Here is a 15537-nt window from a genome sequence, read left to right as displayed (position 1 = left end):
AAAGCCCGGCTTTCGCCGGGCTTCGTTTTTCTGCGGTCGAACGTTCCGACCGGGTTTCAGGCACCGACCGTATCCGCCACATCCTTGTAATCGGCGATCTTGTCGAAGTTCATGTAGCGGTAGATCTCCGCACCCTGCGCGTCGAGCACGCCCATGTCGGCCATGTATTCGGCCTTGGTCGGGATGCGGCCGAGGCGCGAGCAGATCGCGGCGAGTTCCGCCGAGCCCAGATACACGTTCGAGTTCTTGCCCAGGCGGTTCGGGAAGTTGCGGGTGCTGGTCGAGAACACCGTCGCGCCCTCGCGGACCTGCGCCTGATTGCCCATGCACAGCGAACAGCCGGGCATTTCCATGCGCGCGCCCGCCGTGCCGAAGGTGCCGTAGTGGCCTTCCTTCGTCAGTTCGGAGGCGTCCATCTTGGTTGGCGGCGCCACCCACAGCCGGGTCGGGATATCGCGCTTGCCTTCGAGCAGTTTGGCGGCGGCGCGGAAGTGACCGATGTTGGTCATGCATGAGCCGATGAACACTTCGTCGATCTTGGCGCCGGCCACTTCCGACAGCGTCTTCACATCGTCCGGATCGTTCGGGCAGGCCAGGATCGGCTCGTGCACGTCGGCCAGATCTATCTCGATGACAGCGGCGTATTCGGCATCCGCATCGCCTTGCAGCAACTGCGGGTCGGCAAGCCACGCTTCCATCTTCTGGATGCGGCGGGCCAGCGAACGCGCGTCGGCGTAGCCTTCGGCGATCATCCACTTCAGCAGCGTGATGTTGCTGTTGATGTACTCGATGATCGGCTCTTTGTCGAGATACACGGTGCAGCCGGCGGCGGAGCGCTCGGCGGAGGCATCGGACAGCTCGAACGCCTGTTCGACCTTGAGATCCGGCAGGCCTTCGATTTCGAGGATGCGGCCGGAGAAGATGTTCTGCTTGCCCTGCTTGGCGACAGTGAGCAGGCCGGCCTTGATCGCATAGAGCGGAATCGCATTGACCAGATCGCGCAGGGTCACGCCCGGCTGCAGCTTGCCCTTGAAACGGACCAGCACCGACTCGGGCATATCCAGCGGCATCACCCCGGTCGCCGCCGCGAACGCGACCAGGCCCGAGCCCGCCGGGAACGAGATACCGACCGGGAAACGCGTATGCGAGTCGCCGCCGGTGCCGACGGTGTCGGGCAGCAGCATGCGGTTGAGCCAGCTGTGGATCACGCCATCGCCCGGTCGCAGCGAAATGCCGCCGCGATTGGAGATGAATTCGGGAAGCGTGTGGTGGGTCTTCACATCGACCGGCTTCGGGTATGCAGCGGTGTGGCAGAACGACTGCATCACCAGATCGGCGGAGAAGCCGAGGCAGGCCAGATCCTTCAGCTCGTCGCGGGTCATCGGGCCAGTGGTGTCCTGCGAACCGACCGAGGTCATGCGCGGTTCGCAGTAGGCACCCGGACGGATGCCCGGCTGCTTGCCGTCCACGACAGGCAGGCCGCAGGCGCGACCGACCATCTTCTGCGCCAGCGAGAAGCCCTTGCCGGTGTCGGCGGGCTGCTGCGGCAGGCGGAACAGGGTCGACACGGGCAGGCCCAGCGATTCGCGCGCCTTCGCGGTCAGGCCACGACCGACGATCAGCGGGATACGGCCACCGGCGCGGACTTCGTCGAACAGCACGTCGGACTTGACCTGGAATTCGGCGATGACCTCGCCGTTCTTCAGTGCCTTGCCGTCGTACGGGCGCAGCTCGACCACGTCGCCCTGGTGCATCTGCGACACGTCGAGTTCGATCGGCAGCGCGCCGGCGTCCTCCATCGTGTTGTAGAAGATCGGCGCGATCTTGGAACCGAGGCAGACGCCGCCGAAACGCTTGTTCGGAATGAACGGAATGTCCTCGCCGGTCCACCACAGCACAGAGTTGGTCGCGGACTTGCGGCTGGAGCCGGTACCGACCACATCGCCGACATAGGCGACGAGATGGCCTTTGTTCTTGAGGTCGAGGATCTGCTGGATCGGGCCGCGCTTGCCGTCTTCCTCGGGTTTGAACGGCGCGCCTTCGCGGGTGTTCTTCAGCATCGCCAACGCGTGCATCGGGATGTCCGGGCGCGTGGTGGCGTCGGGTGCGGGCGACAGGTCGTCGGTATTGGTTTCGCCCGGCACCTTGAACACGGTGACGGTCATGCTCTGCGGCACTTCCGGCTTGCTGGTGAACCATTCGGCGTCGGCCCAGCTCTGCAGCACGGACCTGGCGTTGGCGTTGCCGGCCTTCGCCTTCTCTTCCACGTCGTGGAAAGCGTCGAACATCAGCAGCGTGTGCTTCAGCGCTTCGGCGGCGATGGTGCCGACGACCGCATCATCGAGCAGTTCCACCAGCGGATGGATGTTGTAGCCGCCGAGCATCGTGCCGAGCAATTCGGTCGCGCGTTCGCGGCTGATCAACGGGCAGGGTTCCTTGCCGAAGGCGACGGCGGCCAGGTACGACGCCTTGACCTTCGCCGCATCGTCGACGCCGGCCGGAACGCGCTGGCTGATCAACCCGACCAGAACGCTTTCCTCGCCGACCGGGGGCGCCTTCAACAGTTCGATGACCTCGGCGGTCTGCTGCGCGGTCAGCGGCAGCGGCGGGATGCCGAGCGCGGCGCGTTCGGCGGCATGTTGGCGGTAGGCGGCGAGCATGGGGAAACTCCTGGATGGACGTGTGGCGGTGTCGGGTGGCGGCATCAGGCTGAGGGCACGATCAGCTTTAGGCCTTTGAAGTAATCACGGAAGAATCGGTCGTCTCGGGTGATCAGTCCATTGCACTGAAGTAGGGCATGGGCGCCGATCAGGAAATCGGGGGCGGCGCGCGCGTCTCCGGCGTTCCGCTGCCGGTAGCGACGCTGCATTTCGCCGGCGCGCAGGGCCGATTTGGCTTCCAATGGGCTGAAACGGATACTCATGTCCTCCAGCACCGCCAGCGCCTCGGCGCCATCGCGCAACGAGCCGCAGACCTCGGCCAGCGCCACATCGCAGACCACCACCGGACCCGCGCTCAGACACTGGCGCAGGCAGGCTTCGGCGGCGTCGGCGTGCGGGCCGTCGGCCAGGAGGTCGATGAGGACGGAGGAATCGATGGCGATCATGGCTGCGGTTCTGGCTCGCCATCGTCGTCGATGGCATGCCCGCGAACGGCCTGCATGGCTTCGTCGGTGGAGACGAATCCATCGAGCTTGAACCGGCCGCGCGCCCGGGAAATGGCGTCGTCCACCGACTTGCGCAACACGATCCGGCTGCCTTCCAGCTCGACCTTCAGCACGCTGCCTTTGGTCAAACCCAATGCATCGCGGACGGCTTTGGGAAGGGTGATCTGGCCACGTTCGGCGACGGTCGCTTCCATCGGCGGCTCCTATTCTTGGTATGCGCAGATGATACATACTTTTCTGCGCATACTCCATGCCGGAACGGGCGGAACGCACGTCCCCGGAACCGTGCCGTGCAACTCGCAATCCGGGGCGCGATACCACTCTTTTGGTTGTGCGCCGGGCGGATAATCGTTGCATCCCCCACCGTGGAGCACTGCCATGCGCGACGCCTTCGGCACCCGCAGCCAGCTGACGATCAACGGTCGTTCCCTGACCTATTTCAGTCTGCCCCGGCTCGAATCACGTTTCGGCCCCCTCGCCCGCTTGCCCTATTCGATGAAGATCCTGCTGGAGAACCTGCTCCGGCACGAGGACGGCGTGAGCGTCCTGCCCGAGCATATCGAGGCGGTCGCACGCTGGGACGCCAGCGAAGAACCGGACACCGAAATCGCCTTCATGCCGGCCCGCGTCGTGCTGCAGGACTTCACCGGCGTGCCCTGCGTGGTCGACCTGGCGGCGATGCGCGACGCGGTGGCCGCCCTCGGCGGCGACCCGAAGCAGATCAATCCGCTGATTCCATCGGAACTGGTGATCGACCATTCGGTGCAGGTCGACGTCTTCGGCAAGCTCGAGGCGCTGGACCTCAACGGCCAGATCGAGTTTTCGCGCAACCAGGAGCGATACAGCTTCCTGCGCTGGGGCCAGAAAGCGTTCGACAACTTCAAGGTGGTGCCGCCGAACACCGGCATCGTGCATCAGGTGAATCTCGAACATCTCGCCCGCGTGGTGATGGAACGCGAGATCCATGGCGAAGCCTATGCTTTTCCGGACACCGTGTTCGGCACCGACTCGCACACCACCATGATCAACGGCATCGGCGTGCTGGGCTGGGGCGTCGGCGGCATCGAGGCCGAAGCGGCCATGCTGGGCCAGCCGTCGTCGATGCTGATTCCGCAGGTGGTCGGTTTCCAGCTGACCGGCAAACTGCCGGAAGGGGCGACCGCGACCGATCTGGTGCTGACCGTCACCCAGATGCTGCGCAGGCACGGGGTGGTCGGGAAATTCGTCGAGTTCTTCGGCGAAGGCCTGCGGCACCTGCCGTTGGCCGACCGCGCCACCATCGCCAACATGGCGCCGGAATACGGCGCGACCTGCGGCATTTTCCCGATCGACGCCGAATCGATCACCTATCTGCGCCTGTCCGGACGCGGCGAAGCGCATATCGCGCTGGTCGAGGCGTATGCGAAGGCGCAGGGCCTGTGGCACGACCCGACCACACCGCAGGCCACCTACTCCGCCACGCTCGCGCTCGACCTCGGCGCCGTGAAGCCGTCGATGGCCGGTCCGAAACGACCGCAGGATCGCGTGCTGCTGGAAGCCGTGCAGGCCGACTACCATGCGAACCTGCTGGGCCTGACCGCCACGCGCAAGCCCCGGCGAGAGGAAACCACGCGCATGGACGCCGAAGGCGCCGCGCAGCCGCAAGCCGAACATCTGGCCGCGAAACCCAAGGCGAAGATCCGTCTCCACGACACCGACTGCGAACTGGCGGACGGCTCGGTGGTGATCGCCGCCATCACCTCCTGCACCAACACATCCAACCCCGCAGTGATGCTCGGCGCCGGTCTGCTCGCACGCAACGCAGTCGCCAGGGGACTGAAATCCGCGCCATGGGTGAAGACTTCCCTCGGCCCGGGGTCGCTGGTCGTCACCGATTACCTCAGGAAAGCCGGGGTGCTCGACGATCTCGAAGCACTGGGCTTCTACGTGGTCGGCTACGGCTGCACCACTTGCATCGGCAATTCCGGCCCGTTGCCGGACGAGGTGTCGAAGGGCATCGCCGACGGCGATCTGGTCGTCGCATCGGTGCTGTCGGGCAACCGCAATTTCGAGGGCCGCGTCCATCCCGAAGTGAAGATGAATTACCTCGCCTCGCCGCCCCTGGTGGTGGCCTACGCGCTGGCCGGCACGGTCGATATCGACCTGACCACGCAGCCGCTGGGCACCGGCAACGATGGTCTGCCGGTGTATCTGCGCGACATCTGGCCCAGCAACAAGGAAATCGGCGACATGATCGCCGCCACGGTCGGCCCGGAGATGTTCGCCAAGAGCTACGCCGACGTGTTCAAGGGCGACAGCCGCTGGAACCGCATCGAATCCCCGGAAGGCGAGTCCTACCGTTGGGACGAGGCTTCCACCTACATCAAGCATCCACCCTATTTCGAAGGGATGTCGATGCGGGTGGGAACGATCGACGATCTCCATGGCGCCAGGGTCCTGGGCCTGTTCGGCGATTCGATCACCACCGACCACATTTCACCGGCCGGCAATATCAAGGCCAACTCACCCGCCGGCAAGTTCCTGCAGACGCGCGGCGTGGCGCCCGCCGACTTCAACAGCTACGGCTCGCGCCGCGGCAACGACGATGTGATGGTGCGCGGCACCTTCGCCAATATCCGCATCAAGAACCTGATGCTGGGCGGTGAGGAAGGCGGCAACACCCTCCACTTCCCTTCGGGCGAACCGCTGGCGATCTACGACGCCGCGATGCGATACAAGGCCGATGGCGTGCCGCTGGTGGTGATGGCCGGCAAGGAATACGGCACCGGCTCCAGCCGCGACTGGGCGGCCAAGGGCACGAACCTGCTCGGGGTAAAGGCGGTGATCGCCGAGAGTTTCGAGCGTATCCACCGCTCGAATCTGGTCGGCATGGGCGTCCTGCCGCTGCAATTCGAGGACGGCCAGAATGCGCAGACCCTGGGCCTCGACGGTTCCGAGATCATCGATATCACCGGTCTGGCCGACGGCGCGGGCAAGATCGCAACCGTAGTCGCCCGCAGGGCCGACGGCGGCGAGCGGCGTTTCGTCGCACGGGTCTTGCTGCTCACCCCGAAGGAGGTCGAATACTTCAGGCACGGCGGCATCCTGCATTACGTGCTGCGGCAACTCGCATCGAAAATAACCGGCTGACAGGGGCACCGCCCGGTCGCCGCCCTTCGACCGGGCGAGCGGCCGGGACGCCGGAAACATACGGCAGCGTCTTGCGGCCCTCTAGAGCCTATGCTCCAATCCGGGCAGATATCCAGAACCGCAATCCAGCGGTCGAACAACAGGTGGAGGGGCCTAATGAATCTTGAACGTCCGTGGCTTGCGAGTTATCCCGCAGGAGTACCTCAACAGATCGATCCGGACGAGTATCCCTCGATCGTATCCGTGCTCCAGTCGTCGCTGGAGAAATATCGCGATCGTCCAGCGTTCTCGAACATGGGCCGGTCCATCACCTATGCCGAAGTCGACAAGTACAGCAAACAGTTCGCGGCGTATCTGCTCGGCGAACTGAAGCTCAAGAAAGGCGATCGCGTCGCGATCATGATGCCGAACTGCCTGCAGTATCCGATCGCGATCTTCGGTGTGCTGCGCGCGGGCCTGACGGTGGTCAACACCAACCCGATGTACACCGCGCGCGAGCTCAAGCATCAGCTGGTCGACTCCGGCGCCAGCGCGATCCTGGTGTTCGACAATTTCGCCAAGACCGTCCAGGACGTGGTTCCGGAAACCTCGGTCAAGCAGGTCATCACCACGGGGCTCGGCGATCTGTTGCCGTTCCCGAAGGGCGCGATCGTCAATTTCGCCTTGAAATACGTGAAAAAGATGATTCCGGAGTACGACATTCCGGGAGCCGTGCGTTTCAAGAACACGTTGACGCTCGGGCAGATGCACACGTTGCCGACCGTCGACATCACGCCGCAGGACATCGCTTTCCTGCAGTACACAGGCGGCACCACCGGCGTCGCGAAGGGTGCCATGCTGACCCACCGCAACCTGGTGTCCAACATGCTGCAATCGCATGCGTGGATCAGCGCCAATACGCGGGAAGGCTCGGAAATCATCATCACCGCCCTGCCGCTCTACCACATCTTCGCGCTCACGGCGAACTGCCTGGTCTTCATGAAACTCGGCGGACGGAACCACCTGATCACCAATCCGCGCGACATGCCGGGCTTCGTGAAGGAACTCAGCGCGATTCCGTTCACCGCGATCACCGGCGTGAATACCCTCTTCAACGGCTTGTTGAACACGCCCGGCTTCGACCAGATCGACTTCTCCCATCTGCGTCTCACCCTCGGCGGTGGCATGGCGGTCCAGCGGGCCGTCGCCGAACGCTGGAAGAAAGCCACCGGTTGTACGCTGGTCGAAGCCTATGGCCTGACCGAAACCTCGCCGGCCGCGTGCATGAATCCCCTGGACCTGCCCGAATACAACGGCGCCATCGGCCTGCCGATTTCCTCCACCGACGCCTGCCTCAAGGACGAGGAGAATCGCATCCTGCCGCAAGGCGAGATCGGCGAGCTCTGCATCAAGGGCCCGCAGGTCATGAAGGGCTATTGGCAGCGTCCGGAAGAGACCGCGCACAGCATCGACAGCGATGGCTGGCTGCATACCGGCGATATCGCCCGGGTGGATGAAAACGGTTTCTTCTACATCGTCGACCGGAAGAAGGACATGATCCTGGTGTCCGGTTTCAACGTCTATCCGAACGAAGTGGAGGATGTGATCGCGATGATGCCCGGCGTGCTGGAAGTCGCCGCCGTCGGTGTCCCGGACGACAAATCCGGCGAAGCGGTCAAGGTGGTGATCGTCAAGAAAGACCCGAACCTCACCGCCGAGCAGGTGAAGGCGCACGCACGCGAAAACCTCACCGGCTACAAACAGCCGAAATTCGTGGAGTTCCGCACCGAGCTGCCGAAGACGAACGTCGGCAAGATCCTGCGCCGCGAACTGCGGGACCCTCCCCCGGCGGCATAAAGCGACACAGTTCGCAGTTCCACTCAGAACAGGTCGATCCTCGGGTCGACCTGTCTTTATTTGCGGGCTGGCGAAACTTGAACTTTCCGATTTTTCGGCGCATACAGGCGCCATCCGGGCCTTTCCTGTACCTACACCGATCGCATCGGGCCGCCCGGCCGGTGCGCCGCCTATATCCTTGGGGAATTTCCATGAACAAAGTCGAAAAACTGCATATTGTTCCGCGCTACAACACCCTCCGCACTCACGACGATCCCGAACGCGAAGTGTACTGGTGCCACATGCACGCGGACCTCGCATCGAATCCGGGCCGCGCATGCTTCAAACCGGAACTGATCGACGACATCCTGCACTTCCAGCAGACGCTTGCGGACCGCATGCGCATGGAACAATCGCGCGGCACGCATCACCTGCCCCATGTCGTATTGTCTTCGGATTCCGACGTCTTCAATCTCGGCGGCGATCTCGAACTATTCTGCCGCGCCATTCGCAACAAGGATCGCAATGCCCTGCTCGGATACGCGCGCCAGTGCGTGCGCGGCGTGCATGCTTTCCATAATGGCCTTGGAATCGGCGCGCACAGCATCGCGCTCGTCCAGGGCGACGCACTCGGCGGCGGCTTCGAAGCCGCATTGAGTTGCCATACGATCGTGGCCGAGGAAGGCGTCGGCATGGGCCTGCCGGAAGTACTCTTCGACCTGTTTCCCGGCATGGGCGCGTACTCGTTCCTTTGCAAGCGCATCGCTCCGCATCAAGCCGAAAAGATCATGCTCGAAGGCAACATCTACAGCAGCGACGAACTGCACAAGATGGGCCTGGTCGATGTACTGGTCCCGCGCGGCCAGGGCGTGCAGGCGGTCGACGACATCATCCGGAACAATCGCAGGATTCCGCATGCGCGTGCCGCGATGCATCGCGTCCGCGCCATGTCGCAGCCGGTCACGATGGAAGAAATGATGGCCATCACCGAAGTGTGGGTGGACACCGCCCTGCAGTTGGGCGACAAAGCGCTGCGTACGATGGAACGTCTGGTGCGCGCGCAGTACCGTCGTCATGGCGAACCGGGCGCCGCGACCGCGTGATCGCCAATATCCGTCAAAGCGGATCCGGTCCAGGCTTGGGATCTAGGCGGCCCAAGCCGGGATTGAGCAACTGCGGCAATTGAGCGTGGATTTCGCGTGCAGTCTGTTCGACCAGCGCGTCGAGATCGCGGGTCAAATGCGCAGCTTGTTTCGCCAATTGAACGCTATCGATCCGCATCACCAAACGGCAACGTTCCACCAGACGAATGGCGCCGATGTTTTCCGCGACGCCGCGCAGCGCATGCGCCGACTCGCGCATACCGTCGTAATCGGCATTCGCCGATGCCGACTGCAGTTGACTCATGCAGCGACTGATATCGCGCAGGCATTGCTCGACGAATTCACGGAGGAATTGCTCACCGAGCCCCATCCCCGCAAGTTCCTCCAGGACCGACGCCGTGCTGTCCACCGCCGATTTCGAGGTGGCGGCCTCGGCTTTTGCCGTCGCATCGCGCCCGGCCGCATCGGATGCCGTCTGCATGAGAACCTCCGAGGCGATATTCGACAACGTATCGAGCAGTTTCGGCACGGAAATAGGCTTGGTCATGTAGAGGTAAGCCCCTGCGCGCTGGGCTTCCTTCATCGCTTCCACCGTGGCATCGGCGGATAGCACGATGATGGGCGTACGGGCGGGCTGCCCTGCCTGCATCACCCTGGCCTGGCGGATGACATCCACGCCGCTGAGCCCGGGCATATGCAGATCGATGATCACCAGATCGGGTTGATCCTGCGCAAGGATGTCGAGCACTTCTTCGCCGTTCTCGGCGAAAATCGTCCGATGCCCGGCTTTTTCCAGCAGTCGCTGCAGGACGATGCGGTTCGCGGGTTGATCGTCCGCGACAACGACCAGAAGGTTCCGTACCCGCAGGCGATGGCGCAGGAATGGGTCTTCGAAGTTGATGACATTGGCTGAACTCTCGCCCAGCTTGCCGCCCGCCGACATCACGGCAGCGATATCGGAAAGAGGTACGTTCTCCGCCTCTTCCTCCAGCTTCGCGGCGGCAAGCTGAGGTTGCGCCAAGCAGAATTTGAACGGCAATTCGACCCAGAAGTGCGTGCCGCCACCCGGGTTGGGTTCGACACCGATCGTGCCGCCCATCAGCTCGGTCAAGCTCTTCGCGATGGTGGTGCCAAGACCGCTGCCGCCGTACCTCCTGTCGCGGCCACTGTCGACCTGCTCGAAAGGCTTGAAGATCCGTATCCGCGCTTCTTCCGGAATGCCTATGCCGGTATCGCGCACGGAAATGCGCAAGCGGATGCGTTCGTTATCGCGCGACAGCTCCCGGACCTGCAGTGTGACGCTGCCCTGCTGAGTGAATTTGACGGCGTTCTGAAGCAGATTGAGCAATATCTGCGTCAGGTGGGTGACATCGCCGTAGAGCGAGCCGGGTACCCGGATATCCGTATCGACATGCAGGCTGAGTCCCTTGGACTGCGCTTGCGGGTGCAACATGCGATAGACGCGGGACAGGAGTTCGGTGAGATCGAAATCCTGATCCTGGCGACGGATCTTGCCGGCTTCGATCGCGGAGATATCCAACACCTCGTCGATCAGCAGAAGCAGAGTCTGCGCCGAAGTCTGGATCATGTCGGCGGATTCGCGCTGGTCTTTCTGCAGCTTGCTGGCGGACAACAACTCGGCCATGGCGAGAATGCCGTTGAGCGGAGTCCGCAATTCGTGGCTCATGTTCGCCAGAAACCGGCTCTTGGCCTCATTCGCCCTGCGGGCGTCCTCGATCGCCCGGGTCAACGCTTTCAACAGCGAAGCGAAATACAGCGGCACGGCTGCGGCGCCCGCAAGCAGACCCCACGACAGGTAAGGATTGTTCTGCCAATACGGGGTCGTACTCATCATCGCCAGAAACGACAGCGACGCCAACCCGGTGGCGAAATAGAGATAGCGGCTGCCGTAGCGCAGACCGTTGCCGATGGTGACCCAGAGATAGACGCCGTACAGCGGCGATGCGGTCTCGCCCTGAAGCGCCATCACCGCACCGATTGCGGTGTAATCGGCGAGCATGCCTATCCAACGCCGGACGTGGGATATTCCCGGGCTGTAGAGAATGCCTGCCAACAGCGCAACCGAGACGAGGCATTCGCCCAGCAGTATCAACCAGACGACGAACAACTGCGAACTGGCGGCTTCGGCACCCACATGCCAGCCCAGATAAGCCGAGAACAGCGCGGTGATCGCGATCCGCACGAGCACCTGTTTGTGCTCGCTGTCCGGCCGATTGAACAGTCGGGCGCGCATCCACTCGACAGCGGCGCGCAGTGCCGTCATTCCATGCCCGGTCGTTGCGAACTGGTGGAATAGCGCTCGCAGATGTCCTGGAGCCGCGGCTTGTTCTGGACCAGCGCCTGCACGCACTGCGGATCGAACAGCTTGCCGCTCTGTTCCAGCAGGAAGTCGAGCGCGTTGTCGAAACTCCATGGCGCTTTGTAGGGCCGCGGCGATATCAGCGCATCGAACACATCGGCCACGGCGACGACGCGGGCCTCGATCGGGATCTGCGCGCCGCTGAGGCCATCGGGGTAACCGCTGCCGTCGTAACGCTCGTGGTGGCGCAGCGCGATGGTCGCCCCGGCCTGGATGAAACGATTCTGGCTGCCGGTGAGCAGCTCATGGCCGATCTGCGGGTGCCGGCGCATGATCGCGAGCTGTTGCTCGTCCAAGGGACCCGGCTTCAAGAGCACTTCGTCCGGGATCGCGATCTTGCCGATATCGTGCAGCGGTGCGGCCAGCTCGATCAACCGCACCTCGTCTTCCGACATGCCCAGGCCTTCGGCGATCAATCCGGCGACGTGGGCCATACGCTCGAGATAGGCGCTGGTGCCGATGTCGCGGTATTCGATCGCACGCGCCAAGCGCGACAGGGTCTCGCGTTCGCGTTCTTCCACTTCATGCATGCTGGAGAGCAGGCGTTGCTCCAGCGACAGCGCGCGCTGCTTGATCGATTCGGACTGCTGGCGGAGTTGCAGCAGGTTGCGACAGCGTGCGCGGAGCTCGCGGGGACGGACCGGTTTCACCAGGAAGTCGATCACACCGGCATCGAGTGCGGCCTGACGGATCGGCTCGTCGCCGACCACGGTCACGAGGACGATGGGCACATCGCGGTTGGTCAGCGCGCGACGGAAGCGGCGCGCGAACTCCAATCCGTCGATGACCGGCATCCGGTAGTCGAGCAGCAGCAGGTCGGGGCGATTGCTCTCGGACCAGCGCAACGCCTCCTCGGAATCCCCGAAGTCGAACACTTCGAGTTCCGGACTGATGTCCTCGAGAATATGCCGCAGCATCGTGCGTGCGGAAGTCTGGTCATCAACGATGACGATTTTCACGGAGTTGCCCCACATGCGAATACCGTGCGTCCTTGCCTGCGTGATGGATCGGAGTTTGGTCGATGTCCGGAATTTAAAGCAAATTCCGTGCCGTGTCTCGCATGTCGCGTGATGCGCCCCATTCTATGCCATGCGCAAGAACGGGGGCATTGCGATGATAGCCCGATGGGGCGCTGCTGTTCAGCGGGTGATTTTCAATCCGACGGATCGATCGAAGGCTTGAAATCCCCACGACCCGCCCGATCTCACGGCTGTTCTGGACGCATGTAGGGGAACAACAGTACGTCGCGGATCGAAGTCGACCCGGTCAGCAGCATGACCAGACGATCGATACCCACGCCAAGGCCACCGGTCGGCGGCAGGCCGACCTCAAGCGCACGGATGTAGTCGGCGTCGTAGTGCATGGCTTCGTCGTCGCCACCTTCTTTCGCTTCGACCTGGGCGCGGAACCGCTCGGCCTGGTCTTCGGGATCGTTGAGTTCGGAGAAACCGTTGGCGATCTCCTTGCTGCCGATGAACAGTTCGAAACGGTCGGTGATACCGGGCTCGGTGTCGGATTCGCGCGCCAGCGGCGAGACTTCGACCGGGTAATGGGTGATGAACGTCGGCTGGATCAGATCGGCTTCGACCGTCTTCTCGAAGATTTCCAGCAGCAGCTTGCCCCAACCGTAACCCGGCTTGACGTGGACCTTCAGCCGCGCGCAGTGGGCCGCCAACGCTTCGCGGTCGCGGCAATCGGCGACGGAAATCTCCGGATTGCGCTCCCGCACCGCTTCTTCCAGCTTCCAGCGCCGGAAAGCGGGTGCGAGGTCGATCGTGTTGCCGTCCCACTCGACCTCGTCGACACCGATGGTGTCGCGGGCGACGTCGCGGATCATGGTTTCGGTGAGATCCATCACCTCGTGGTACGTGGCGTAGGCCTCGTACAGCTCGAGCATGGTGAATTCCGGGTTGTGGCGGGTGCTGACGCCCTCGTTGCGGAAATTGCGATTGATCTCGTAGACCCGCTCCAGGCCGCCGACGACCAGCCGCTTGAGGTAAAGCTCAGGCGCGACGCGCAGATAAAGGTCCAGATCCAACGCATTGTGATGGGTGGTGAACGGTCGCGCGGTGGCGCCGCCGGCGATGTAATGCATCATCGGCGTTTCCACCTCAAGGAAGCGCCGTGCATCGAGCCAGCCCCGGATCGCCGACACGATCCGCGAACGTTTCAGGAACACTTCGCGAGACTCGGGATTGACGATCAGATCGACGTAACGCTGGCGATAGCGCTGTTCGACATCGCTCAGACCGTGCCATTTGTCGGGCAACGGGCGCAGCGATTTGGTGAGCAGGCGCAGCGCGTCGACCTTGATCGACAGCTCGCCGGTCCTGGTGCGCATCAAACTGCCTTCGGCGCCGACGATATCGCCGACGTCCCAGCCCTTGAACGCATCGTATGTCTCGCCCAGCGTGTTCGACTGCAGGAACAACTGCAGGCCACCGGTCATGTCCTGGATCTGCGCGAACGCGGCCTTGCCCATCACCCGTTTGGCCATCAACCGGCCAGCGACGCAGATACGGCGACCGGTGGCGTCCAGCGCTTCGCTGGTCCAACGGTCGGAATCTTCGTACTCGTCCTGCAGATCGCGCGCATAGTGCTTTCGGACGCAATCGTTCGGGAATGCCACGCCCTGCCCGCGCAGTGCCGCGAGTTTGCCGCGACGTTCCGCGATCAATGCATTCTCGTCCTGCGGCAACGTCTGTTCTTCGGTCATGGCGGTATCTTCGATGGGGAGGCAATGGATCCGCGGCAGAAGCCGCGAACCATGGACTTAAACGGCGTCGGAACGTTTCGAACCCGCTTCAAGGCCGGATTTCAGGCTGGCTTCGATGAATTCGTCGAGATCGCCGTCCAGCACTTTCTGGGTATCGGTGCGCTCGATGCCGGTGCGCAGATCCTTGATCCGCGATTGATCCAGTACGTAATTGCGGATCTGACTGCCCCAGCCGATGTCGGATTTGGTGGCTTCCAGCGCATCGCGTTCGACGTTGCGCTTCTGGATTTCCAACTCGTACAACTTCGCCTTCAGCATCTTCATCGCGGTGTCGCGGTTCTGATGCTGGCTGCGGCCGTTCTGGCAGGCCACCACGGTGTTGGTCGGGATATGCGTGATGCGCACCGCCGACTCGGTCTTGTTGACGTGCTGACCGCCCGCGCCCGACGAGCGATAGACGTCGGTCCTGAGGTCGGCCGGATTGATGTCGATATCGATGTCGTCCTCGACTTCCGGCGACACGAACACCGAGGTGAACGAGGTATGGCGGCGGTTGTCGGAATCGAACGGCGACTTGCGCACGAGGCGGTGGACACCGATCTCGGTCTTCAGCCAGCCGTAGGCGTAATCGCCCTCGACCTTGAAGGTCGCCGATTTGATGCCAGCGACGTCGCCGGCGCTGGCTTCCATCAGTTCGGCCTTCCAGCCGCGGGCTTCGCACCAGCGCAGATACATGCGCAGCAGCATTTCCGCCCAGTCCTGCGCCTCGGTGCCGCCAGCGCCTGCCTGGATGTCGACATAGGCATTCGCCGAGTCCATCTTGCCGGAGAACATCCGTTGGAACTCGAGCTGGTCGACGCCACGCGCGTAGCGCTCGACATCGGCCTGGACCGCCAGCGCGGTGTCGTCATCCTCTTCCATTTCGACCAGATCGAGCAGTTCCTCGGCGCCGGCCAGACCGTCTTTCAGGTCGCGGATGCCGTTGACGGTCTTGTCGAGCAGCGAGCGCTCGCGACCAAATGCCTGGGCACGCTCGGAATCGTTCCAGATGTCGGGGTTTTCAAGCTCGCGATTGACTTCTTCCAGACGCTCGACCTTGGCGTCGTAGTCAAAGATACCCCCTGAGCGAATCGAGCCGGCCACGGAGGTCGGCGATGCGCTGGCGGATCGGATTGAGTTCGATCATGGTGTGATTGTGCAGTCGCAACAAAGACCGAAGATTCTAGCA

General features: G+C 63.0%; 10 protein-coding genes. 3 read left to right on the top strand and 7 right to left on the bottom strand.

Features of this window, described 5'->3' with window-relative positions; translation table 11 throughout:
• Window positions 1–56 precede the first annotated feature (56 nt).
• The 3 genes from HOP03_16650 to HOP03_16640 are packed head-to-tail and all read right to left on the bottom strand — an operon-like array spanning window position 57 to window position 3360.
• A complete protein-coding gene (locus tag HOP03_16650) occupies window positions 57–2660 on the bottom strand; it encodes a bifunctional aconitate hydratase 2/2-methylisocitrate dehydratase (protein ID NOT89787.1) in 2604 nt (867 codons plus the stop codon).
• A gap of 44 nt (window positions 2661–2704) precedes the next feature.
• Window positions 2705–3106: a type II toxin-antitoxin system VapC family toxin gene (locus HOP03_16645; protein NOT89786.1), complete on the bottom strand. Its 402-nt coding sequence runs from the start codon at window positions 3104–3106 to the stop codon at window positions 2705–2707.
• On the bottom strand, window positions 3103–3360 hold the full coding sequence (locus HOP03_16640) for an AbrB/MazE/SpoVT family DNA-binding domain-containing protein (protein NOT89785.1): 258 nt from the start codon (window positions 3358–3360) through the stop codon (window positions 3103–3105). Before HOP03_16640 ends, HOP03_16645 begins: the two co-directional genes overlap by 4 nt.
• A 184-nt stretch (window positions 3361–3544) precedes the next feature.
• Here HOP03_16640 and acnA point away from each other — a divergent pair, with 184 nt between their 5' ends.
• The 3 genes from acnA (at window position 3545) to HOP03_16625 (ending at window position 9213) form a co-directional block, all read left to right on the top strand.
• Window positions 3545–6295 (top strand): aconitate hydratase AcnA, encoded by a 2751-nt coding sequence (gene acnA, locus HOP03_16635; protein NOT89784.1) that lies wholly within the window; start codon window positions 3545–3547, stop codon window positions 6293–6295.
• 156 nt (window positions 6296–6451) lie between these two features.
• Complete coding sequence (locus HOP03_16630) at window positions 6452–8131, top strand: long-chain fatty acid--CoA ligase (protein ID NOT89783.1); 1680 nt, start codon at window positions 6452–6454, stop codon at window positions 8129–8131.
• A 191-nt stretch (window positions 8132–8322) separates the two neighbouring features.
• Complete coding sequence (locus HOP03_16625) at window positions 8323–9213, top strand: crotonase/enoyl-CoA hydratase family protein (GenBank protein ID NOT89782.1); 891 nt, start codon at window positions 8323–8325, stop codon at window positions 9211–9213.
• 13 nt (window positions 9214–9226) lie between these two features.
• Here HOP03_16625 and HOP03_16620 read toward each other — a convergent pair whose 3' ends face one another.
• The 4 genes from HOP03_16620 to prfB form a co-directional block, all read right to left on the bottom strand.
• A complete protein-coding gene (locus HOP03_16620) occupies window positions 9227–11488 on the bottom strand; it encodes a response regulator (GenBank protein NOT89781.1) in 2262 nt (753 codons plus the stop codon).
• Window positions 11489–11493: 5 nt separating this feature from the next.
• On the bottom strand, window positions 11494–12567 hold the full coding sequence (locus tag HOP03_16615; protein ID NOT89780.1) for a two-component system response regulator: 1074 nt from the start codon (window positions 12565–12567) through the stop codon (window positions 11494–11496).
• Between the two features lie 230 nt (window positions 12568–12797).
• Window positions 12798–14309: a lysine--tRNA ligase gene (gene lysS / locus HOP03_16610; GenBank protein NOT89779.1), complete on the bottom strand. Its 1512-nt coding sequence runs from the start codon at window positions 14307–14309 to the stop codon at window positions 12798–12800.
• Window positions 14310–14366: 57 nt separating this feature from the next.
• Window positions 14367–15495 (bottom strand): peptide chain release factor 2 gene (gene prfB / locus HOP03_16605; GenBank protein NOT89778.1). Its coding sequence is split into 2 segments (ribosomal slippage): window positions 14367–15419 and window positions 15421–15495, totalling 1128 coding nucleotides; the frame shifts between segments, so codons are not numbered across the junction.
• Window positions 15496–15537: the final 42 nt, after the last annotated feature.

Origin of the sequence: Lysobacter sp. (genome assembly GCA_013141175.1) — a bacterium.
Lineage (GTDB): Bacteria > Pseudomonadota > Gammaproteobacteria > Xanthomonadales > Xanthomonadaceae > Lysobacter_I.
This window is presented reverse-complemented; position numbering and strand designations above follow the sequence as displayed.